General features: G+C 66.1%; 20 protein-coding genes. 10 read left to right on the forward strand and 10 right to left on the reverse strand.

Annotated features, from left to right (window positions below; all coding sequences use genetic code 11):
• Positions 1-122: 122 nt before the first annotated feature.
• Positions 123-1,142, forward strand: coding sequence for an aldo/keto reductase (locus ACLMAJ_RS18410; RefSeq protein WP_412014952.1), 1,020 nt, complete (start codon positions 123-125; stop codon positions 1,140-1,142).
• A 188-nt stretch (positions 1,143-1,330) separates the two neighbouring features.
• Here ACLMAJ_RS18410 and ACLMAJ_RS18415 read toward each other — a convergent pair whose 3' ends face one another.
• From ACLMAJ_RS18415 to ACLMAJ_RS18425, 3 genes are all read right to left on the reverse strand, one after another.
• Complete coding sequence (locus ACLMAJ_RS18415; RefSeq protein WP_412014953.1) at positions 1,331-2,998, reverse strand: bifunctional 3'-5' exonuclease/DNA polymerase; 1,668 nt, start codon at positions 2,996-2,998, stop codon at positions 1,331-1,333.
• A gap of 78 nt (positions 2,999-3,076) precedes the next feature.
• Positions 3,077-4,015 carry an undecaprenyl-diphosphate phosphatase gene (locus ACLMAJ_RS18420; RefSeq protein ID WP_412014954.1) on the reverse strand — a complete coding sequence of 313 codons (939 nt, stop codon included), beginning with the start codon at positions 4,013-4,015 and terminating at the stop codon, positions 3,077-3,079.
• 135 nt (positions 4,016-4,150) lie between these two features.
• Complete coding sequence (locus ACLMAJ_RS18425; protein ID WP_412014955.1) at positions 4,151-4,963, reverse strand: AraC family transcriptional regulator; 813 nt, start codon at positions 4,961-4,963, stop codon at positions 4,151-4,153.
• 115 nt (positions 4,964-5,078) lie between these two features.
• Here ACLMAJ_RS18425 and ACLMAJ_RS18430 point away from each other — a divergent pair, with 115 nt between their 5' ends.
• From ACLMAJ_RS18430 to ACLMAJ_RS18450, 5 genes are all read left to right on the forward strand, one after another.
• On the forward strand, positions 5,079-6,011 hold the full coding sequence (locus ACLMAJ_RS18430) for an alpha/beta fold hydrolase (RefSeq protein WP_412014956.1): 933 nt from the start codon (positions 5,079-5,081) through the stop codon (positions 6,009-6,011).
• 59 nt (positions 6,012-6,070) lie between these two features.
• Positions 6,071-7,312, forward strand: a complete 1,242-nt coding sequence (locus ACLMAJ_RS18435; protein ID WP_412014957.1) for an FAD-dependent monooxygenase — start codon at positions 6,071-6,073, stop codon at positions 7,310-7,312.
• Between the two features lie 360 nt (positions 7,313-7,672).
• Positions 7,673-8,662: a fatty acid desaturase family protein gene (locus ACLMAJ_RS18440; RefSeq protein WP_412014958.1), complete on the forward strand. Its 990-nt coding sequence runs from the start codon at positions 7,673-7,675 to the stop codon at positions 8,660-8,662.
• A gap of 54 nt (positions 8,663-8,716) precedes the next feature.
• Positions 8,717-9,259 (forward strand): hypothetical protein, encoded by a 543-nt coding sequence (locus ACLMAJ_RS18445; RefSeq protein ID WP_412014959.1) that lies wholly within the window; start codon positions 8,717-8,719, stop codon positions 9,257-9,259.
• Positions 9,260-9,475: 216 nt separating this feature from the next.
• Complete coding sequence (locus tag ACLMAJ_RS18450) at positions 9,476-10,279, forward strand: HEAT repeat domain-containing protein (protein ID WP_412014960.1); 804 nt, start codon at positions 9,476-9,478, stop codon at positions 10,277-10,279.
• Between the two features lie 194 nt (positions 10,280-10,473).
• Here ACLMAJ_RS18450 and ACLMAJ_RS18455 read toward each other — a convergent pair whose 3' ends face one another.
• Positions 10,474-11,238 (reverse strand): SDR family NAD(P)-dependent oxidoreductase, encoded by a 765-nt coding sequence (locus tag ACLMAJ_RS18455; RefSeq protein WP_412014961.1) that lies wholly within the window; start codon positions 11,236-11,238, stop codon positions 10,474-10,476.
• A gap of 56 nt (positions 11,239-11,294) precedes the next feature.
• On the opposite strand from ACLMAJ_RS18455, the gene ACLMAJ_RS18460 reads away from it, so the two are divergent.
• Complete coding sequence (locus ACLMAJ_RS18460) at positions 11,295-12,143, forward strand: helix-turn-helix transcriptional regulator (RefSeq protein WP_412014962.1); 849 nt, start codon at positions 11,295-11,297, stop codon at positions 12,141-12,143.
• A gap of 52 nt (positions 12,144-12,195) precedes the next feature.
• Here ACLMAJ_RS18460 and ACLMAJ_RS18465 read toward each other — a convergent pair whose 3' ends face one another.
• Together ACLMAJ_RS18465 and ACLMAJ_RS18470 are read right to left on the reverse strand one after the other, a co-directional pair.
• Positions 12,196-14,478 (reverse strand): ATP-binding cassette domain-containing protein, encoded by a 2,283-nt coding sequence (locus ACLMAJ_RS18465; protein ID WP_412014963.1) that lies wholly within the window; start codon positions 14,476-14,478, stop codon positions 12,196-12,198.
• A 95-nt stretch (positions 14,479-14,573) separates the two neighbouring features.
• Positions 14,574-15,335 carry an arsenate reductase/protein-tyrosine-phosphatase family protein gene (locus ACLMAJ_RS18470; protein WP_412014964.1) on the reverse strand — a complete coding sequence of 254 codons (762 nt, stop codon included), beginning with the start codon at positions 15,333-15,335 and terminating at the stop codon, positions 14,574-14,576.
• A gap of 74 nt (positions 15,336-15,409) precedes the next feature.
• Between ACLMAJ_RS18470 and ACLMAJ_RS18475 the strand changes: the two genes are divergently transcribed.
• Positions 15,410-16,669, forward strand: coding sequence for an APC family permease (locus ACLMAJ_RS18475; RefSeq protein ID WP_412014965.1), 1,260 nt, complete (start codon positions 15,410-15,412; stop codon positions 16,667-16,669).
• 181 nt (positions 16,670-16,850) lie between these two features.
• On the opposite strand, the gene ACLMAJ_RS18480 is transcribed toward ACLMAJ_RS18475, so the two are convergent.
• Positions 16,851-17,270 (reverse strand): DUF6223 family protein, encoded by a 420-nt coding sequence (locus ACLMAJ_RS18480; protein ID WP_412014966.1) that lies wholly within the window; start codon positions 17,268-17,270, stop codon positions 16,851-16,853.
• 218 nt (positions 17,271-17,488) lie between these two features.
• On the opposite strand from ACLMAJ_RS18480, the gene ACLMAJ_RS18485 reads away from it, so the two are divergent.
• Together ACLMAJ_RS18485 and ACLMAJ_RS18490 are read left to right on the forward strand one after the other, a co-directional pair.
• Positions 17,489-18,598, forward strand: coding sequence for a sensor histidine kinase (locus ACLMAJ_RS18485; protein WP_412014967.1), 1,110 nt, complete (start codon positions 17,489-17,491; stop codon positions 18,596-18,598).
• Complete coding sequence (locus tag ACLMAJ_RS18490; RefSeq protein WP_412014968.1) at positions 18,595-19,257, forward strand: response regulator; 663 nt, start codon at positions 18,595-18,597, stop codon at positions 19,255-19,257. Before ACLMAJ_RS18485 ends, ACLMAJ_RS18490 begins: the two co-directional genes overlap by 4 nt.
• A gap of 144 nt (positions 19,258-19,401) precedes the next feature.
• Here ACLMAJ_RS18490 and ACLMAJ_RS18495 read toward each other — a convergent pair whose 3' ends face one another.
• The 3 genes from ACLMAJ_RS18495 to ACLMAJ_RS18505 all read right to left on the reverse strand — a co-directional run bounded on the left by ACLMAJ_RS18495 (position 19,402) and on the right by ACLMAJ_RS18505 (position 21,482).
• Complete coding sequence (locus tag ACLMAJ_RS18495; RefSeq protein WP_412014969.1) at positions 19,402-20,157, reverse strand: SDR family NAD(P)-dependent oxidoreductase; 756 nt, start codon at positions 20,155-20,157, stop codon at positions 19,402-19,404.
• 160 nt (positions 20,158-20,317) lie between these two features.
• On the reverse strand, positions 20,318-21,202 hold the full coding sequence (locus ACLMAJ_RS18500; RefSeq protein ID WP_412014970.1) for an LLM class F420-dependent oxidoreductase: 885 nt from the start codon (positions 21,200-21,202) through the stop codon (positions 20,318-20,320).
• Between the two features lie 58 nt (positions 21,203-21,260).
• The gene (locus ACLMAJ_RS18505; protein WP_412014971.1) at positions 21,261-21,482 is read right to left on the reverse strand and encodes a hypothetical protein; all 222 of its coding nucleotides are present in this window, start codon (positions 21,480-21,482) and stop codon (positions 21,261-21,263) included.
• Between the last annotated feature and the right edge of the window lie 5 nt (positions 21,483-21,487).

Raw genomic sequence — 21,487 nt, forward strand, 5'->3', positions numbered from 1 at the left:
CAAACGGAACGATGTTCCGTATGTTGAATTATCGGAACAAGGTTCCGCTTGTCCAGGATGCCAGAGCGGGCGAGCCGAACCAAGCCACACAACATCGCTTCACCTCTCGAGGAGGAACAGTCATGCAGTACCGCACCTTGGGCCGCACCGGCGTACAGGTCAGCACCCTCGCGCTCGGCGCGATGAACTTCGGCCAGATCGGGCGCACTACCCAGGACGAAGCCACCGCGATAGTCGATGCCGCTCTCGAGGGCGGGATCAACCTCATCGACACCGCCGACGCGTACAGCGACGGCGAGTCGGAGCAGATGGTCGGCAAGGCCATCGCCGGACGTCGCGACGACATCGTGCTTGCCACGAAGGCGTATCTGCCCATGGGCGAGGAACGCAACCATCGGGGTAGTTCACGCCGCTGGTTGGTCAGCGAGTTGGACAACAGCCTGCGCCGTCTGGACGTCGATCATGTCGATCTCTACCAAATCCACCGGTGGGATCCGACCACCAGCGACGAGGAGACGCTGTCGGCTCTGACCGACCTGCAGCGCGCGGGCAAGATTCGCTACTTCGGATCCTCGACGTTCCCCGCGTACCGCATCGTGCAGGCCCAGTGGGCCGCGCGGGAGAATCATCTGAGCCGGTACGTCACCGAACAGCCCAGCTACTCGATCCTGCAGCGCGGCATCGAGACCCACGTCCTGCCGGTGACCCAAGAGTACGGACTCGGCGTGCTGGCGTGGAGCCCGTTGGCCACGGGCTGGCTGTCGGGCGCGATCCGCGAGGGCCGGGAAATCACCACCAGCCGTTCGAAATTCATGCCGCAACGCTTCGACACCACCATCCCCTCCAACCGGGCCAGGCTCGACGCCGTCGAGCAGCTGGCCACAGTCGCCGACGAGGCGGGTCTGACCCTGATCCAGCTCGCACTCGGATTCGTCACCGCGCACCCCGCCGTGACCAGCGCGATCATCGGTCCCCGCACGCTGGACCACCTGCACTCGCAACTCGCCGCCGCGGACACCGCGCTCTCCGCCGACGTGCTCGACGCGATCGACGCGATCGTGGCTCCCGGCGTCGACCTTGCCGCACAGGAAAAGTTCGATACCCCGCCCGCTCTGCTCGACCCATCGCTGCGCCGTCGCTGATCGCTCGCTATCTCGGTCTCCAGGCGGGCGGTGACTTGCGCCCGCCTGCCGACAGGACGACCCATGCCGTAAGCACCCGCGGCCCCGTTTCGGGATCCTCACTGCCCCATCACAAGTCGACTACTACAACGTGCGCTATTCGGCGCGAGGCGGACACCATCCGATCCAGGTGAAGGTTTCGTGCATCCTCACTTGGCGTCCCAGTAGCACTCCACCACCGCTGTCGTGAACGGGAATCGCACGGGTGTCGGGCCGAACGCGATCCGGCCTGCGGTCTCTGCCGCGGTGGCGATCACTTCGGCTACCGTCGTTGCCTCTTCAGCTGGGCAGTGCACGATTACCTCGTCGTGCTGGAAGAAGACCAGTTCGGCACGGAGCCCGGCGCGCGCCATCGCATGGCGCACGCCCGCCAGTACCAGCAGGGCCCAGTCGGCGGCGCTGCCCTGCACCACGAAGTTGCGGGTGAAGCGGCCGCGGGCGCGCGCCGCGGAGGTGCTGCCGTATCCGCCGACAGGCTCGTCGGATACCTGGTCGGGCGACGCGACCGACAGCGGCGTGCAGGTGCGCCCCAACCAGGTGCGCACGAGGCGACCCTCCTCACCGGCGCGGGCCGCGTCGTCGACATAAGCCACCGCGGCCGGATAACGTCGGCGCAGGCCGGCCATGTGGGTGAGGGCATCGCCCGAGGTCTGGCCGTAAATCGCGCCCAACAGGGCGATTTTGGCTTGGGCGCGATCGCCGCCGAAGGCACGGGCCGCCAGATCCGCGTACAGGTCTTCGCCGCGACCGGCCACCTCCATCAGTCCCGGGTCGCGGGAGACCGCGGCAAGTATTCGCGGCTCCATTTGGTCGGCGTCGGCGACAACCAGAACCCATCCTGGGTCCGCGCGTATCGCTTGACGGATCACCTTGGGGATCTGAAGGGCACCACCACCATTGGTGGTCCAACGTCCGGAAACCGTTCCACCGGGCAGGTATTCGGGACGGAAGCGCCCGCCGTGCACCCACTGCTCGAGCCAGGACCAGCCATGGGCGGTGTACAGACGGTAGAGCGATTTGTAGGCCAGCAACGGCGCTACGGCGGGGTGATCGACCTGCTGGAGCTCCCATTTTCGGGTCGAGGACAGCTCTATCCCGGCGCGGGCGAAGGCTCTGATGATGTCGTTGGGCAGATCTGGTCGGACCCGCACACCCGCTCCGAACGCCCGGGACACTTCGTCGGCCAACTCCGCCATCCTGCGCGGTTCCAGCCCGCCGGCAAAGCGCTCACCCAGCAGCTTGTCCAGCAACTCGCGGTGCACGTCCGCACGCCAGGGGATCCCGGATCGGGACATCTCCGCGGCAACCAGCATGCCCGCCGATTCGGCGGCGAGCAGCAACCGCATTCGTTCCGGGTATTCGGTCTTCGCCGTACGGACCAGCTGTCCTGCGTAGACCTCCAGCATGGCGTTGAACTCATCGGTGCCCGGTGGCAGCGGTACCGGGCCCGAATCGAACAACGACGGCTGGGTCTCGGCGGCCCGCGCGGGCGCGTCCGGCGGAACGGGCAGGTTGCGCAGTCGCGCCCAGGCGGCAGCCAGCGAACGGGCCTGGCCCGACTGGCCCTCCTCGTAGCCGATCAGCAGGGCCTCCGCGGCCTGCACGTCATAGCAGCGCTCGACGCGAACACCTGCCGCAAGCAACGGTCGGTAGATCTCGGCCGTGGACCGCCAGACCCACCGCTCGACCTCGGGGCGTGCGCGCACCGCCTCGGCGAGTGAGGGCTCGCGGAGGATCGGACCCGCGGGCCGACCGTCCTGACCGAGCGGACACAGACGCGCACCTCCGTCGCCCGTTTCCGCCACTGCCCATCGCACGCCCCCGAGTCTTGCACCTCGACCATGCCGTCGACGACCTCGACGTGGCCGAACCGCAGGCCGGAGGCGCCCGAGACTTCAGCTGAATCGGAAGATCGAGAGCAACCCTGCGACCACGCAGTACACCGCGAATGGGAGCAGCGTGCGGGTGTGGAAGTACCGCTCGAGGAACCGCACGGCCAGCCATGACGACAGCCCGGAGACGACGGATCCGACCAGCACCGGCCCTCGGATGCCGTCGGTCGCCGGTCCGACCAGCTCCGGTATTTCCAGCAACCCCGCGCCGAAGATCGCCGGGGTCGCGAGCAGGAACGCGAATTTGGCCGCATGCTTGTATTCCAGGCCACGCCAAAGTCCGCCGACCATGGCCAGACCCGCGCGACTGAACCCGGGTAGTAGCGCGCAGGCTTGGACAAAGCCGATACCGACGCCATCCTCGGACCCCAGGGCGGCCAATGGCCGGTCGGATTGGCGGCGAGTCCGCGCTTCGGCGGTGAGCACCCCCGCGCCGGTCTGTCGCATGGCGAACCGTCGCCCGTATTCCGCCAGCGACGGCTCGTTGCGTCGGCGCAATCCCTCACCGACGGTCAGCACGACACCATTGAGCACCAGAAAGAAACCAGCACAGACCGGCGCCGCGAAAAGCGCGTGCAATGGATGCGCCAGCAACGGCCCGAGAACACCGACAGGAACGGTGGCGATCACGATCAGCAGCGCCAACCGCTGCGCGACGGTGTCCAGACGCCGCGTCCGCACCGTGCTGACCAAACCGGCCACGATGGCGCACCAGTCCCGCCAGTAGTGACCGAGCAGCGCAACGGCCGTCGCGACATGCAATGACACCACAAACGCCAGATACGGTGTGCCCCTACCAGACTCGTCCGGGCTGACCAACTTCTGCCAATCACCGCCGAGCCATGCCGCGACCAACACCGAATGCCCGAGGCTCGAAACCGGGAACAGTTCGGTGACACCCTGTACCGCTCCGATAACAGTCGCTTGAAAATAGGTGAGCATCGCGACGAGTCTCGCACGCGCGCAACAGCGACGCCGCATGACCCCGCGCACCGACCGTTATGCCCGAATCCGCTTCCCTTCAGCGACTTTCGTCTCATTCGGGGCCGCCGTGCCGTGCCGGATCGCGACTCCGGCTCAGCCGACAGTGCTCGACGGCCAGGCCCGGTCGTCCACAGCGAGCCATGGTTCACCCGCGGCGGAAGTGAGGGCCGCGCCGGTGAACTCACGGACGTCGCGGTAGAGATGTGACTGGTCCGCGTAACCGCTGTCGGCCGCCACTTGCGCAGGCGAATGCCCCCGCACCAACTGGTGCATGGCGTGATCGAAACGAACCAGCATCGCGGCGCGCTTGGGTGTCACGCCGATCTGGGTGCTGAATCGTGACCACAGTCGTTGGCGGCTCCACCCGAGTCGACCGGCGAGGTGCTCGACGCGGAATCGGCCTCGGCTGACGATGATTTGGTGCCACGCCCAGGCGACCTCCGGGTCGGCCGGGCGGTCGTCTCGCAACCGCGCCGACAGCGCCGTGCCGACCAGTACGAATCGTTCCTGCCAGCTTTGCGTCTCTCGCAGACGCTCACGCAGGCGCGTTGCGTCGCGACCCCAAAGATCATCGAGGCCAACGAATTTCCCGCTCAACTCGGCAAGCGGGCAGCCGAGGATGGCGTGTGCGACAACCGGTGACAAGCGCACCTGTACGCACTCGATGTCTTCGAAACGCACCGGGGCCGCACTGCCGGAGAGACCGAGAGCCAGGCTGCCCGAGTGGCTTCGGCCTGTCGAGTCGCGGACGTCGAAGCGATCGTCACCGAACTCGACGACCACCGTGACGGCCGGATGGGGAATGACACGCAGTTGGGCCGGGCCGTCACCGTGAATACGGAATCCGGCCATGTCGACGCCGCGCAGTGCGGGCGTCCACGATGGTCGCGCGATCTCCCAGGCCATATGCCGATTGTATGAGCGGTTCATGCCATCCGCGGGCGCTGACATTTCTTCAAGACATATCGCGCTGTCGCCCAGCAGGGTTGGAGGCATCACGGATCGATCGAAGGAGGACCCATTGGATGAGACCACTGCCGCCTCAACGTCGAGGCGGCGGCGACACATCGGGCTGATGGTCGTCGGCGTGCTTGTCGCTCTGATCGTGGGCAACACGACAGGTGGCGCTACCGCCACCCCGAGCGATTCCCAGGAGCAAATGGTGCACCTTCCGGACGGAGACATCCACGTCGTCTCCAGCGGAGCACCCGACGTCCGCGCGGTGGTGCTGCTGCACGGACTGGCGGCATCGACTCCGTGGTGGGACCCGGTGATACCCGCGTTGGGAAATGCGTACGTGGTGCGGATCGACCTGCTGGGGCACGGCCGATCAGCGAAACCGGACAGCGGGTACAGCATGGCCGAGCAAGCGCGCCGAGTCGGGGCCGTGCTCGATCAACTCGGCGTGCGCCACGCGATCGTCGTCGGGCATTCCACCGGCGGCTACGTGACCACATCGCTTGCCGAACAGCGCCGCGACCTGGTGAGCGCGATCGCGCTGATCAGCACCGGTCCACGGTTGGATGCGTTCACCGACAACGGCCCGGTCGGTGATCTGCTGCTCAACCCGTCGATAGGGCAACCCCTGTGGCCGCTGCTCCCGGAAGCCGCCATTCGGATTGCGATGAGCACGGCGTTCACCCGCGACGTACAAATCCCGGACCAACTCGTCGCCGACCTTCGAGGCATGACCTACCGCAGCCTCACCGCGACATCCGACGCATCGGATACGTACCTGAGGGAACGGCCCGAACCGGACCGGCTCGCTGATCTCGGCCTGCCGACGATGGTGATCTTCGGCGCCCGAGATCGGCGATGGCAGCCGTCGTCCTTCCAGGACTACCGCCGAGTCCCGGACGTTCGGATCGAGGGCCTCGACTGCGGGCACTCACCCATGATCGAGGAACCCGACAGCACCGGCGCACTTATCCGCGACTTCGCCGAACAGCACTGACCAAGTGCGGCAACGGAAACCGTGCGCAACCAGAACTCGACCCTCGAGGAGACATACTCATGCGGATTCTCATCTCCGGCGCCAGCATCGCAGGCCCAATGCTGGCGTACTGGCTCACCAGGCACGGCTTCTCCGTCACCGTCGTCGAGCGCGCGCCGGTCCTGCGCAAGACCGGTGGCCACGCGGTCGACCTTTTCCGGCCCGCGGTGGACATCTCGGAGAAGATGGGCGTCCTCTCTCGCGTGCAGGAGCGGGCCACCGGCACGAACCGGATGACCCTGCACCCGGAGGGCGCACGACGTCCCGTCGGGGTGGACCTCACCAAGATCTTCAGCGCCACCTCCGACCGGCACGTCGAGATCATGCGCGACGACCTGAGCGCGATCTATTACGACGCCACCAGCGACGACGTCGAGTACATCTTCGGCGACTCGATCACCGAGATCTCGCCCGACGGCGAGGTGCGGTTCGAGAACGCCGTGGCGCGCCGCTTCGACCTCGTCGTCGGCGCGGACGGACTGCACTCCAACGTGCGCCGCCTCGTCTTCGGCGACGAGGCCCGCTTCAGCGCCTTCATCGGCGCCTACCTCGCGGTGCTGACCCTGCCCAACACCTACGGCCGCGACGGCGAACTCCACATCCACGTCGGGATCGGTCGCACCGCTGGGATATACAGCGCGCGACACCTGGGCGATGCGCGGGCGTTGTTCCTGTTCCGAAGCGAGCGCGAACTCGATTACGGCCGCCACGACGTGCCCAGGCAGAAGGAGCTGCTGCGCGCTGCGTTCGTCGGCTTCGATGCCGACGTGGACCGCTGGCTGGACGAACTCGACCGCACCTCGGCGTTCTACTTCGACTCGATCACCCAGGTCAGCATGGACACCTGGTCGCGTGGGCGGATAACCCTCGTCGGGGACGCCGGCTACTGCCCCGGCCCGGCTGTCGGCGGCAGCACCAGCCTGGCCGTCGTCGGCGCGTACATCCTCGCCGGGGAGCTGGCACGGGCGGGCGGCGACCACGAGCTCGCCTTCCCCGCCTACGAGCGCGCGATGGCGGAGCACGTGCGCGGCAGCAGGGAGGTCGCGCTGAGTGCCGCGAAGACCCTGGTCCCCATGTCCCGCCTCGGCGTATCGGGACTGGTCCACGGCACCCGCCTGATCTCCGCCCTGCCCGCAGGCCCCAGCCGTGCCTTCCTGCGCCTGGTCACCAAGAGCGCACGCCTCTACAACTCCATGACCGTCGAGGACTATCTGTCATCGCCCACCGCGCCACCGACAACCACGGGAGCGGGCGCGAGCTGACGGGTCGGATCCGCACTGTTAGCGTGCGCCCGGCAGCATGACCGCGCACTCCCGCAGACGATGGCCAGGGTGGTGCTCGGGCAGCTATCACACCGCAGTCCTATTCCATGTCATACCAAGGGATTACATGGAACGAGAATTCGGCCGATAGCTTCGAATCGGCACCGCCGCCCGACCCACCGAGCAGTTCCCGCTGAATCAGATCTCCGATCGACATCGACCGACCGACATCGAGAACGGGCGAAGGTGGCATCTCCGACCCAGCTCTCAGGAAGATCTATGACGACATCGGCCTTGGTCCCAGAGTCATTTCCACGATCATCGCGGCGCGGGGGCGGCGACGGTGATTACGCTCGTCTGTTGCGCCGGATCTCCGACGCGGGACTGATGAACCGGCGTCCCCGTTACTATGCGGTCCGGCTCAGCCTCGTCGGAATCGCGTTCGCGGCCGGCTGGGCAGCGTTCGTCCTGGTCGGCGACTCGTGGTGGACACTCATGATCGCGGCGTTCATGGCCGTGACGTGCGCTCAGGTCGCCCTCGTCATGCACGATGTCGCGCACCGCCAAGTCTTCCGGTTGCGGCGACCGACGCAGATCGTGGGTCGACTGGCCGGCAACGCCGGCATCGGCCTGGCGTACGGATGGTGGCAAGACAAGCACACCCGGCATCACGCCAACCCGAATCACGAGGAACTCGACCCAGATGTCGCGCCCGACATTCTGCTCTGGTCACAACGGCAGGCGCGGGCCAGCCGCGGCCTGCCTCGTCTCATCGGGAGGGCGCAGGCATTCCTGTTCGTGCCCCTGCTGATGTTGGAGGGCCTGAATCTCCATGTAGCCGGCGCACGTTCGCTCAAAAATCGATCGGTGAAGCATCGCGGATTGGAGGGTGCGCTGCTCTTCGGCCATTTCGCCGCCTACCTGGCCGCCCTGTTCGCGGTTCTGCCCACCGACAAAGCCTTCGCGTTCCTCGCGGTCCACCAGGCGCTGTTCGGCCTGTACATGGGCTGCATCTTCGCGCCGAACCACAAAGGCATGCCGACCTTGACCGGCGACGACCGTCCCGACTATCTACGTCGGCAGGTGCTGACCTCTCGCAACGTGCGGGGTGGCATGCTGACCGACCTCGCCTTAGGTGGGCTCAACTATCAGATCGAGCACCATTTGTTCCCGAGCATGCCGACGCCGAATCTGCGTCACGCCCAGGTGATCGTCCGCGACTACTGTTCCGAAATCGACGTGCCGTACCACGAAACCGGGCTGATCTCCTCTTACAGCGAGGCGCTGAAGCATCTGCACCACGTCGGCGCACCCCTCCGCAACGCCGACCGGCACCGAGACGCCGGATGAGCCCGGGCCGCTCCAAACCGCTGGCGAGCGTCTAACTTTGCGCAGTTCGGTGCAGTGCAATGGGAAAGTCGCTGGAAGCGCCGCAGAGAACTTATTCCCAGAGTGAAGTTCTCGTCGATCTTTCCGGATGAGCTCACCTCGGTGCCGAGCTTGGCGCGGCTCTTCGGCGGGTACGCGCCAGATATCTACTACTCGATATACTCGGTCGACCCGAGTTTCCGCCGCCGTTGGCTACCAAAAGCTATGGATCCCGAACGCGCTCTCGATATGCTGCGGGACTATCAGATCAAGACCCGCAAGATACCTGTCCTGCATTTCGCGTTCATCTCCGGTGAGAACGATTCCGAAGAGAGCGTGCACAATATTTGCGCGATAGTCAACAGCAAGCAGTTTCGCGTCGATGTCAATATCGTTCGATACAATCCGCACTCGCCGCGGGTCGGTCAGGAACCTGCCGAGGAAGTCCTGCGGCGCAACGGTGCCATCATGGAAAAGGCGCTGCCCGGCAGTCGAGTGAAAATAATCCCGCGCGTCGGCTTCGATGTGAAGGCATCGTGCGGAATGTTCGTAACGAAGTCCGACATCGACAATGTTTGATGCCTACCAGCTCGAAGTGCGCCGTACCGCAATCGTTGGTCTCTCGACACGAGAGGAAATATTCCTCGGCGCCATCGGACTCTGCGGAGAATCGGGAGAGGTTGCGGAGCTGGTCAAAAAGCATGCATTCCATGGTGACAAACTCGCGGGAGCCTTCGGTTTCGGTCACCCGAAACGTGGCCGGGGGACGAGATCACCGCCAGGTACCGTTGGGCGGTGAACCCAGCTGATGCGCGACGCCTCAAAGACGGCGATCTCGAGACCCGCGAGGAAAATCTGCGGCTCCTGCTCGTGCGAGCTGCTGACGGCGACACCTCCGCCAAGGAAGCACTGTGCGCGCTCGTCCGCGACTATTCCGACTACCACCGGTCGCTGTACAGCCGGGCGTTGAACCGGGCGGCGGTCTTCGGTGACGACACTCTGAAGGCGCCGCTGCTCGCGTCACTCGCCGACACTCGGTACAACTGCCAGGCATGGGCCGCGATGGGCTGCGCCGCGCTCGGCTTTCGCGACGCGGTTCCAGGCTTGGTCGCGATGCTGGACCACCCACAGGAGATGGCTCGCGAGCAAGCGGTGATCGCTCTGGGCGTATTGGGGGACGAATCGGTCGTCCCGGCGCTCACGCCCGTGCTGCGGGACTCGATCGCAGGAATGCGCGAACGTGCCGCCGAGGCCCTCGGCATGATCGGCGGCGATGCAGCCCTGGCCGCACTATGGGACGAACTCGAGAACCGCAGGTACTACCGCATCGGCTATATCGCCAGCGCGCTGGCCGAATTCGCCCCGGACATCATCCCGAGGCTATGCGAGGCGGCCGACAGCGACGACCCGGACCAGCGATACTGGACGGCTGTCGCGCTCGGTTCGACCGGCGACGATCGCGCCGTGCCGACGCTGGAACGGCTGATGGCCACCGACCAGGGCTCGACAGTCTTCGACGGCATGGTGAGCGTCGCTGCCAAGAAGGGCCTGCGCACGCTACGACGAATCCAAGCCGCAATCGCAGCCCGCGAATCCTGAAAACGCAGCGTCCCGCGCTATGACCTCGGCCGAACAGCCCTCCGTACGTAACGCCCAGTCTGGAACATCTCGACCCCTACGAGGACGCGCGTTCATGGCACAGCCGAGAGGCTGAGATCACCGACACCACCGGCCTCGATCCGCGGCAAGTCGCCGGCCTCATCGCCGCCGACGCTGGCGGCCGCACATAAGACTCACCACGGCACTGAGCCGACCCGGTCGAAGAAACCGCCGGTCGGTCCGTCCGGTCCGAGGGACGCGAGATGGACGATCGCGTCGGTGCCCTCGGAGACCGTCTGGTGCCCGGAGTTGTTGTTCAGATCCGTTGCGGTGTAGCCGGGGTCGGCGGCGTTGATCTGAAAGTCGGGCAGCGAACGGGAGTACATCGAGGTGATCATGTTCAGCGCGGTTTTCGAAGCGGGATACGGCAGGCCGAGCAGGGTCGACTCGAGGCGGGTGGGGTCGGAAGTGCGGGCCAGTGAACCGATACCGCTGGACACCATCACGATTCGTGGTTGAGCGGCGGCGCGCAGCAGCGGTAGAAACGCGTTGGTGACCGCTACGACGCCGAAGACGTTGGTCTCGAAGACTTCTCGCAGCTCGGCCGCGGTGATCTCGGGCGGGAGTTTGCGAGTACCGCCGATGCCGGCGTTGTTCACCAGGACGTCCAGCCGAGGTGTTCGTTGTCCGACGGCCTCGACGGCGGCGGCGATGGAAGCGGCGGAGGTGACGTCCAGCTGGATGAACTCGACGTCGGCGCCGGCCTCGGCGAGCTCGGCCGCCGCCGTCTTTCCCGCATCGGTGTTGCGTGCGGCGAGAAACACCTGCCAGCCAATAGCCGCCAGCCTGCGGACGGTCTCGCGGCCGAGTCCTTTGTTCGCTCCGGTGACCAGAGCAGTCGTTGGATTGTTCATCATCCGAGCATCGCCCGCCATCACCCCGCCCACCAGGGCCGCCATCTCCTGGGACCAGCGATACCACCCCGCCGAACGCGTCCTGCGGCATTATCGATGACATGGATCGCACGGAACTCGCCGAACTGCTTCGGCAGGCCCGCGCGCACATCCAGCCCCGCGATGTCGGCCTGCCCGCAGGCTCACGCAGACAGGTGCCGGGATTGCGCCGCGAAGAGGTCGCGCAACTGGCCGGGGTCAGCGTCGATTACGTGGTTCGGCTGGAGCAGGCCCGCGGCCCACGACCTTCGACCGCTGTGCTCGCGGCACTGGCCAGGGCGCTACGCCTCAACGACGAAAACCGCGATCTGCTGTTCCAGTTCGCCGGATCCGCACCACCGCAGGCGGGCCGGATCAATATCGTGGTCCGCCCGAGCGTGCTGCGGCTGCTCGACAGGATGGTCGATCTACCAGCGCTGGTCATTTCCGCGAAAGGCGATGTGCTGGCGTGGAATCCGATGGCGGCGGCGTTGCTCGGCGACTTCAGCGAGTGGCCGCCCGCGCAACGCAACATCATCTGGCAGCAGTTCCTCGGCACCGGGCCACGCCGCGTCGCACTCTCCCCCGCCGAGGCCCAGGCCACCGCCGTTTTCTCGGTGAGCAGCCTGCGCAGCGCAAGGGCCCGTTACCCCGGCGACCCCGAACTGTTGCGCCTGATCGGCGAACTCCGTTCGCGCAGTCGACGATTCGAGCAGCTGTGGAACGAACGCCGATCCGAACCATGGCGCAGCGCCACCAAGTCGGTCGACCATCCCGAGCTCGGCGTCCTGGTGCTGGAATGCGACAACCTGCTCGTCCCCGACTCCGACCAGTCCGTCATCGTCTACTCCGCGCAACCAGGAACCCCCGCCGCCAGCGCACTCGAGCTGCTCCGCATCACCGGCACCCAACAGTTCAGCAGCCGTGCCTGATTCACCCCGGCGACAGGTCGGTGTGGCCGGGTATCCGGCCACACCGAAACCTTTACGCCGCCTTGTACTTCCGCAGGTACTCGCCGGTCAGCGACGTCGGATGCTCCAGCAGCTCGGCGGGAGTGCCGGTAAAGACCACTTCGCCGCCGTCCTTGCCGCCGTCCGGTCCGAGGTCGATCACCCAGTCGGAGTGGGCGACCACGTCGAGGTTGTGCTCGATCACCACCACCGTGTTGCCCCGCTCGACCAACCCGTCCATCAGCGCGAGCAAGGTGTCCACGTCCGACATGTGCAGGCCGGTGGTCGGTTCGTCGAGCACATAGACGGAGCCGGTGTTCTGTAGCTGCGTGGCCAGCTTGATGCGTTGACGTTCACCGCCGGACAGGGTGCTCATCGCCTGGCCGAGGCTCAAATAGTCGAGGCCGACCTCGTTCATGGTGCGCAGCTTGGTGTGCAGCGCCTTCTCCGGGAAGAACTGCACCGCCTCCTCGGCCGACATCTCCAGCACGTCGGCGATCGACTTCTCGCGCAAGGTATGCGCGAGCACCTCCTCCGAGAAGCGCCGTCCATCGCAGGCATCGCAGTGCGTGGTCACCGGATCCATGTAGGCGATCTCGGTGATGATGACACCGCGTCCTTCGCACTGTTTGCACGCGCCCGCCGAGTTGAAGCTGAACAGCCCCGGCGATTCACCGCTGGACTTGGCGAACAGCTTGCGGATCGGATCCATCAGCCCCAAGTAGGTGGCCGGGGTGGAACGCGATGAGGCCGCGATGGCGGACTGGTCCACGAAGATGGCCTCGGGATGCTCGCGCACGAACACATCCCGGATCAGGCTGCTCTTTCCGGAACCCGCGACGCCGGTGATCGCGGTGAGCACACCGATCGGAATCGCGACCGTCACATCCTTCAGGTTGTGTGCGTTCGCGTGCTCGATCAACAACTCTCCGTTCGACGTCCGAAAGATGTCCTTCACCGCGAACTGCCTGCGCAGCCCGGCACCGGTCGGAGTATCGGCCACGCGCAGCTGCGCGAAGCTGCCCTCGAACACCACCTGTCCGCCGTGCACCCCCGCGCGCGGTCCGACATCGACGATGTGGTCGGCGATCTGGATGACATCGGGATCGTGCTCGACGACCAGCACGGTATTGCCCTTGTCTCGCAACGCCTTCAAGAGATTGTTCAGCCGCCCGACATCACGCGGATGCAACCCGACGCTCGGCTCGTCGAAGATGTAGGTCATCCCGATCAGCGTGCTGGCCAGGTGCTTGATCATCTTCAGCCGCTGACCCTCACCACCGGACAGGCTCGAGGTAGCCCGGTCCAGGCTCAGATAACCGAGCCCGATATCGGCCACCCGTCGCAATGCGGTGCGAATGGCGGCGGCCAAGCCCAGCGCGGCGGGGTCGGTGATCTCGTCGAGCACCACGATCAGATCGGTGATCTGCAACCCCGACCAGTCGGCGATATTGCGGCCGTCGATCTTCGTCGCGAGCGCCTCGGCATTGAGCCGTGCGCCATTGCACGTCGTACACACACCCTCGGTGAGAAATTTTTGAATCTGTTCACGGGTCTTTTCACTCAGCGCGGAGGTGTCACGCTGCAACCGGGTGCGGGTGAACTTCGCCGCCACCCCTTCGTAATTCGCCTTCCAGGTGCCTTTGCTGAAGGTCAACTCCACCTTGCCGCCGGTACCGTACAGCAGATCCTGGAACTCCTCGGCGCTGTAGTCGACGAGCTTCTTGTCCGGATCGAAACGGCCGGAGTTGCCGTACAACTGCCAGTCGCCGCTTCCTGGCGCATAGCCCGGCAAGAGGATCGCGCCCTCATTGAGCGACTTGCTCCGATCCACCAGCCGGTCGGGATCGGCGCGCACCGACTGACCGATCCCATCGCAATCCGGGCACATGCCCTGGGGCACGTTGAACGAGTAGCTGTAGACGAATCCGGCCGATGGCGAACCGAATCGGGCGAACATAGCCCGCACCATCGAGTAAATATCGGTCATGGTGCCGACCGTGGAACGCGGCCCACCACCGACCGGCTGCTGATCGATGATCACCGGCGCGGTCAGGTTCTCGATCGCCTCGGCGTGCGGGCGCTCGTAGCGGGGCAGGAAGTTCAGAATGAACGCCGGAAACGTCGCGTAGAGCTGGCGCTGCGACTCGACGGCGATGGTGTCGAACACGATGGACGACTTCCCGGAACCGGACACACCGGTAAATACCGTGATCTTGTTCTTCGGGATCTCCAGCGACACATCGCGCAGGTTGTGTTCGCTGGCTCCCAGCACCCGGATGACATCGGTGGTGGCAACGGAATCGGTCAATGGCATACCGATAACCATGCCATCGACCACCGACATTTTACCCACAGCGATGTGATGCAAATCACATTTTCACAAGGGCTGAATAACACTCCGGCGAGGGCTCAACGGCCGCCAACGGTGAGGACCGGCAACAGGTAACGGATGCGGGTGTCGATCTCGGTGGCGGTGGCGCGGAAGATCGGATAGCTGTCTTTGTGGGTGTCACCTGACACGGCCGGGTCCGGGATGCTCCAGTGGATCCACCGTGGGTCGTCGCCGAACTCGGGGCAGACTTCACGAGCCTTGTCGCACAAGGTGATCACCGCATCGAACCGGTGGTCGTCGAGGGTGTCGAGGTGGCGCGGGGACCGGTCGGATATGTCGATCCCGAACTCCTCGCGCAGCACCCGCACCGTATTGGGGTGCATCGCGGGTTTGGGGCGGCTACCGGCGCTGACCACCTCGACGCGGTCATCGGCGTGATGGCGCAGCAAAGCCTCCGCGATCGCGGAGCGAGCACTGTTGCCGGTACACACGAACAACACCGCGAGCGACCCTGCCGGATCGAATGTTGTTGGTGCGGTGCTCAACTGAAGTGCCGGGTGCAGTGCCGCGCCCGCGTCGGCGAGTGTCTCGGTGCAGCGGTCCAGATCCAGGTGGTAGTAGCTGTCGCGACCGTCGTGGCTGCTGCGTGTGGCGGTCACCAGGCCACCGTTGCGCAGCAGCCGCAGGTGGTAGGAGACCAGATTCTGCGGCTCACCCACCAGTGTCACCAACTCCCGAACCCGATAATCGCTGCCGGACAGCTCGTTCAACAGACGCCACCGCACCGGGTGCGCGGCCAGATCAACGAACAGCGGAACAACTTGACGGCACGACGTCATCAGTCGAGAATAACACCCAATGCATCAATTGCAATTGATGGAATTCATCGGATCTGGTCTGCGACAGGAGCACGGTGCCAAAACCAAGGCCGACGCAGACACCCGATGAGCTGCGTCGAAGCTTGGGAGTAACCGATGCTGTCGCGATCGGGCTCGGCTCCATGATCGGGGCAGGGATCTTCGCGGCCCTGGCACCGGCGGCACGGGCGGCGGGATCGGGGCTGGCACTCGGGCTCGCGGTCGCGGCGGGAGTGGCCTACTGCAATGCGACGTCATCGGCGCGGTTGGCCGCCCGGTATCCGTTCTCGGGCGGCACGTATGTGTATGGGCGCGAACGGCTCGGCGAGTTCTGGGGGTACCTCGCGGGGTGGTGTTTCGTGGTCGGCAAGATAGCGTCCTGCGCGGCGATGGCGTTGACCGTCGGCGCGTACGCGTGGCCTACCCATGCCCACGCTGTCGCTGTCGCGGCGGTCGTCGCGTTGACAGCGGTGAACTATCGCGGTGTACAGAAGTCAGCGTTGTTGACCCGGGCGATCGTGGCGATCGTGCTGGCCGTGCTCGCCGCGGTGGTTGTCGCGGCATTCACCTCCGACACCGCTGATCCCGCCCGGATCGAATTCGGTTGCGACATCACTGTTGTGGGGGTGTTACAGGCGGCGGGTCTGTTGTTCTTCGCCTTCGCCGGATACGCCCGGATCGCCACCCTCGGTGAGGAGGTGCGTGACCCGGCGCGCACAATTCCTCGCGCGATCCCGCTCGCACTCGCGATCACCTTGCTCGTGTACGCGGTCGTTGTGGTCGCGGCGCTGACAGTGCTGGGACCGCAGGCCCTGTCCGAGGCGACCGCGCCGTTATCGGCGGTGGTGCGGGCGGCCGATGCGGGTTGGTTGGAACCGGTGGTGCGAGTCGGTGCCGTCCTCGCCGCGCTGGGATCACTGCTCGCGTTGATTCTCGGTGTCTCGCGCACAACGTTGGCGATGGCCCGCGACCGGCACCTGCCCCACGCCCTGGCTGTGGTGCATCCGCGGTTCGCGGTGCCGCACCGCGCCGAGATCGCTGTCGGCGTCATCGTGGCCGCCGCGGCGGCGACTACCGATGTCCGTGCGGCGATCGGGTTCTCGTCTTTCGGTGTGCTGCTCTACTACGCCATCGCCAACGCGTCCGCGGCGACACTGACCGCCTCCGAGGGACGGCCGGTGCGGCTGATCCCGGCGGTCGGGTTGCTCGGGTGCCTGATTCTGGCCTTCACGCTGCCGATGACCTCAGTGCTCGCAGGCGCGGTCATTGTCGCGGTCGGCGCGGCGGTTTACACGATCCGCCGCAAGTTCACCTGATGGCCGACGGGGTCGAATACGTTCTGGCCGAGGACAACATTGCCGAAGCGCTCAGCGGCTGGATCCACCACGACGCGCACCGGCTGGTGGCCTCCAGCGATCCGGTACGGCCATGGCTGGCGCCCTGCGCATCACCTCGGGACCGCGTCACATCGACCACGACCCCGATCAGACGCGGAGATCAGCTGCTGCGGCGGGAGCGGGCCAGACCCAGCCCGCCGAGGGCCATGCTGATCAGGCCCAACGCCATGGCCGCCCAGGACGCGACTATCCCGTTGCCGGTGCCGGGACCACCGTCGGCGGTGGCCGCCAAGACCCCACCTACGACCACGCCGATCAGCCCCGACACCAGGGCAACAATGGCCCTTCTTCCCCCGCTGCCGGTGCCGATACGACCGGCGGAGCGAGCCAGCGCCAGCCCGCCGATGACCACACCGGCCAGCGCCACCAGCGCGGTCAGGGAGGGCCCGATTCGCCCGGAGATCATGCCGGTAACAGCGGCGGCGGGCTGGACCGAGGCCTGCGCGGCCGCCGGTGCGGCAAGTGCGAAACCTGCGAGCATGGCGGCTGCTACAGCGGCAGGCAGATGGCGGACGGACATGGGGTGCTCCTTCGTCGAACGACTGGACCTCGCCTCATCATGTCCGCTGGACCCACCGCCGATCATCCTGCGGGCGTATACAATTCGCGCTACCACTGTTGCCGTAGCAGACTGCTGCGGACGTCGTAGAGTGCCGCGAGACTACCGCGGGTGTGGTAGGCCGCCGATCATCCGTGAGCAGGAGTTGCCCGCGCGAATATCCAGCTAGGGTTGCACGCGTGAGCAGCGGACGGATCGGAGACTGGGCGATCGCCGTCGGCGTGGCTACCGTCTTGCTGGTCACCTCGCTGGCCGGGCAACACCCGCCCACGAAACTCGACACGCCGGGCTACACGCTGTTGATAGTCGGCGGTCTGGCGCTGGCAGCGCACCGCTGGGCTCCGATCGCCGTGCTGGCCGCGACCGGGTTATGCGTACTGGGTTACCAGGCAATCGGTTTCGAGGTGCCCGCCGTCGCGTATCTGGTCGCCGTGTACGCCACAGTACGAGCGGGACACCGCCTCGTCGCGGTGGCGGGTTCGGTGCTCATGGTGGCTACGCTTCCGTTCGCGATGCTGGCCTCGCACCCCGACTGGGCCGTGGGCGAGGCATTCACGCAGGCCCGGGATGCCCTCCAACTGGCCTGGCTGATCGCGGCCGGTGCGGCGGGGGAAGCGCTGCGCCAAGCCGAACGACGGGCCGACGAAGCCGAGCGCACCCGGGAGGCGACCGCGCGGCAACGCGCCGACGAGGAACGGCTGCACATCGCGCGGGAACTGCACGATTCGCTCACCCACCAGATCTCGGTCATCAAGGTGCAGTCCGAGGCTGCTGTCCATGTGGCCCGCAAGCAGGGCGAAGAGGTGCCCGAGGCCCTGCTGGTGATCCGGGAGGCCGGGCGTGAAGCGGCCCGGGAACTGCGCGCGACTCTGGAGGCGCTGCGCGACGACGACACCAATCCGCCGCGAGGGCTCGACCACATCCCGGACCTGGTGGAACGGGCCAGAACGACCGGGCTGGACACGACGCTGACCATCGAAGGACAACGCAAGGACCTGCCTGTCGCAGTGGACCGAACCGTCTACCGGATCGTTCAAGAGTCGCTGACGAACATCGGCCGGCACGCCGCCGCCGCGACAGCGTCGGTCCGGATCGACTATCGACCCGACGCCCTGGTCGTCCAGGTCGATGACGACGGCAAGGCCACCCCGGACACCACGCCGGTTCCCGGGGTCGGGCTGCTCGGGATGCGCGAACGAGTCACCGCCCTCGGCGGTCGCCTGCGGGCGGCGCCGCGCAGCGAGGGCGGCTTTTCCGTACAAGCCGAACTTCCCGTGGACCGAACATGATTCGTATCCTGCTCGTCGACGACCAGCCGCTCATTCGCAGCGGATTCCGCGCCCTGCTGGACCTCGAGGACGACATCGAGGTGGTGGCCGAGGCCGCCGACGGAAGCCAGGCGCTGGCGCTGGCCAGACAGCACCTGCCCGATATCGCGCTCATCGACATCCAGATGCCGGTCATCGACGGCATCGAGGCGACCCGGCTCATCGCCGCCGACCCGGCCCTGGCCGAGGTGCACGTCGTCATCCTGACCAACTACGGGTTGGACGAATACGTCTTCAACGCGCTACGAGCCGGTGCGGCCGGATTCCTCGTCAAAGATATCGAGCCGGACGATTTCCTGCACGCCGTCCGCGTCGCCGCACGCGGCGACGCCCTGCTCGCGCCCTCGATCACCCGCCGCCTGATCGACCGGTACGTCACCCAACCACTCACCCCTGACAACAGCGCGGGGCTGAAAGAACTGACCAACCGCGAACGCGAAGCCGTTGTCCTGGTCGCCCAAGGTCTTTCGAACAACCAGATCGCCAACCGTATGGTGATCAGCCCACTGACCGCGAAAACCCACATCAACCGAGCCATGACCAAACTCGACGCCCGGGACCGCGCCCAACTCGTCGTTCTCGCCTACGAATCCGGCCTGGTGACCCCGCACAATCACTGACATCCACTGGACCGCTGGGATGTTCATGTTTCCGAGATGTCGCGGACGCTGGTCGGCTCGATCTCGATCACTCGTCTTCGTCCACGGGGCATACCGAACCGTCCGCGCGCTGACAGGTGCACTCAGATTGTCCGAAATATGCTGTCACACAAGCAGTTTACCGCCGTCCATGGTGATGATCTCGCCCGTGATCCAGGAGCTGGCGGGCTCGGCGAGGCGGGTGATCCAGGAGCTGACTTCCGCTGCCTTGCCGATGCGTCCCGCAGGGGCCGACGCGGCGTATACCGAGTACCAATCCTGCACGGCCTCGGGCGAGACACCGCCGGAACCGAGGATCGGGGTTTCGACCTGTCCCGGCGCGACCCCGTTCACTCGAATCCGCTTGGGGCCGAGCTCCACCGCCCAGCTCCGAATGAGGCTGTCCACGGCCGCTTTGCTCGCGGAGTACACCGACGAACCCGCCCCGGCCAGCCGCGCCGAGATACTCGATACCAGCACGATATTGCCGCCCTCGCGCAGTAGCGGCAGGAGGCGACCGGTCAGCAACACGGGCCCGATCACATTGACTTCCAGCTGTTCTCGGACCGCATCCGCGCCCAAGTCGTCGAGCGGCGTATTCCGGAAGATTCCGGCATTGTGCACGAGCACGTCGAGCTGGCCGCCGAGCTCGGAAACCGCCGCGACCACCGCGTCCGCGCCCTCCGGCGTGGTGACATCCGCGACCACCGGGATCAGCGCCTCGTGCTCGGCCGCCACCTCCTCGAGAGCTGCACCTCGACGGCCGGTAATGATCACTCCTGCCGCGCCCTGCTCAGCGAATGCCAGCGCCGTGGCCCGGCCGATACCCGTGCCTCCTCCGGTGACCACCACGTACTGATCGACAAATGTCTTCCCGAACAAGACTTCTCCTCTGTAGCAGCAGAACCCTGAGGGGCTGTGGCAGAGGGAACCAACACGGCACAGGTGAGGTTCTATTCCACACGGGGGCACTCGCCCGTCACGGATCTACGGCAGGACTTCCTCGGCGATGACCCGCAGAAGACGGCGCGTTCCACCCGCGCTAGCGCAGTAGCGGAATCACCGGCGCGAAGTTCTCCATGCTGTCCTCGAGCACGGTGATGTAGCTGATGCCGTAACGCTCGCGGCGGTCGCGTAGTCGCTGCGCCATCTCCTCCGGCGTGCCGATGAGCAGGATCGGCAGCTCTTCCGGACTCTCGGCGACCTCCGGCGGCAGGGCGGGGCCGAATACCTCCAGCACGGCGGCCCGTTCATGTGGCGGAACTACCCGCTGGATCAGGATATTCAGCTCCACCTGATCGGCCCTGGCACCCAGTAGCCCCCGCACGTAGTCGATCCGCTCGGCGGTTTCTTCGGGTCCCGCCATCTGCAAGGGTCCTCCATTGCGGGCGGCGGCGGCACCGGTGAAACCGATGATGTCGGCATGCTTCGCCGCGACACCGAGCAGCTTGTCACCCCAGCCCGCGATCAACATCGGCGGCCCCGATGGCTGCGTGGGGCGCGGCTGATACTCCGGATCCGAAAACAGCGCGCGCAGTGTGGTGATCGTGTTTTCCAAATGCTCGACGCGCTTGCCGCCGCTGACGAACGGGATGCCCGCCGCCTCGAATTCGGCCCGCACATAGCCCGCGCCCAACCCGAGTTCCACGCGACCATCGGTGAGCTGGTCCGCGCCCGCTACATCGCGCGCGAGCAGCACCGGGTTGTAGAAGGGTGTGTTCAGCACGAAGGTGTTCAACCGGACCCGCTCGGTGGCCTCGGCCGCCAGAATCATCGCAGGGAAGGGCGCGGGCATTCCGAGATGATCGGCCACACCGATCACGTCGTAGCCGAACTCCTCTGCCCTGCGGCACTTTTCGATCCAGTTCGCCCGAGAGTCTGGAACTACCATGTTGACGCCGAACCGGAACGGACGCTGCGCAGTCATCAGCCCTGTCTACCACCATGATTGGACACCGGGGCGGCCACACGCCGCGCCCGGCGGGTCAACATTCCACGAGTGCGCTCGCCGCGATGGCGATTCCGACGAGCGTCACGAGCGTGGCCGATACCGGTACCGGCCGTCGGATATTGCTCCATCTCGACGACACGGCCGAGCGGCTGCGCCGTTGATCGGCGGAGGATGGCGTGGTGGTGGCAGTGGTGCGCCGACGCAGCCAGCGTCTGACCATGGTGATGATGGAGACGATCAACGTGGCGGTCAGCATGCCCG

It is taken from the genome of Nocardia arseniciresistens (genome assembly GCF_046764875.1).
Taxonomy (GTDB): domain Bacteria; phylum Actinomycetota; class Actinomycetes; order Mycobacteriales; family Mycobacteriaceae; genus Nocardia; species Nocardia arseniciresistens.

Bases quoted from the DNA above. Each gene is read 5' to 3' on its own strand.
- ACLMAJ_RS18435 (WP_412014957.1), top strand. From the start codon at position 6,071: ATGCGGATTCTCATCTCCGGCGCCAGCATCGCAGGCCCAATGCTGGCG.
- ACLMAJ_RS18490 (WP_412014968.1), top strand. From the start codon at position 18,595: ATGATTCGTATCCTGCTCGTCGACGACCAGCCGCTCATTCGCAGCGGA.
- ACLMAJ_RS18425 (WP_412014955.1), bottom strand. From the start codon at position 4,963: ATGGCCTGGGAGATCGCGCGACCATCGTGGACGCCCGCACTGCGCGGC.
- ACLMAJ_RS18465 (WP_412014963.1), bottom strand. From the start codon at position 14,478: ATGCCATTGACCGATTCCGTTGCCACCACCGATGTCATCCGGGTGCTG.
- ACLMAJ_RS18500 (WP_412014970.1), bottom strand. From the start codon at position 21,202: ATGACTGCGCAGCGTCCGTTCCGGTTCGGCGTCAACATGGTAGTTCCA.
- ACLMAJ_RS18460 (WP_412014962.1), top strand. From the start codon at position 11,295: ATGGATCGCACGGAACTCGCCGAACTGCTTCGGCAGGCCCGCGCGCAC.
- ACLMAJ_RS18505 (WP_412014971.1), bottom strand. From the start codon at position 21,482: ATGCTGACCGCCACGTTGATCGTCTCCATCATCACCATGGTCAGACGC.
- ACLMAJ_RS18455 (WP_412014961.1), bottom strand. From the start codon at position 11,238: ATGGCGGCCCTGGTGGGCGGGGTGATGGCGGGCGATGCTCGGATGATG.
- ACLMAJ_RS18470 (WP_412014964.1), bottom strand. From the start codon at position 15,335: ATGACGTCGTGCCGTCAAGTTGTTCCGCTGTTCGTTGATCTGGCCGCG.
- ACLMAJ_RS18420 (WP_412014954.1), bottom strand. From the start codon at position 4,015: ATGCTCACCTATTTTCAAGCGACTGTTATCGGAGCGGTACAGGGTGTC.
- ACLMAJ_RS18480 (WP_412014966.1), bottom strand. From the start codon at position 17,270: ATGTCCGTCCGCCATCTGCCTGCCGCTGTAGCAGCCGCCATGCTCGCA.
- ACLMAJ_RS18410 (WP_412014952.1), top strand. From the start codon at position 123: ATGCAGTACCGCACCTTGGGCCGCACCGGCGTACAGGTCAGCACCCTC.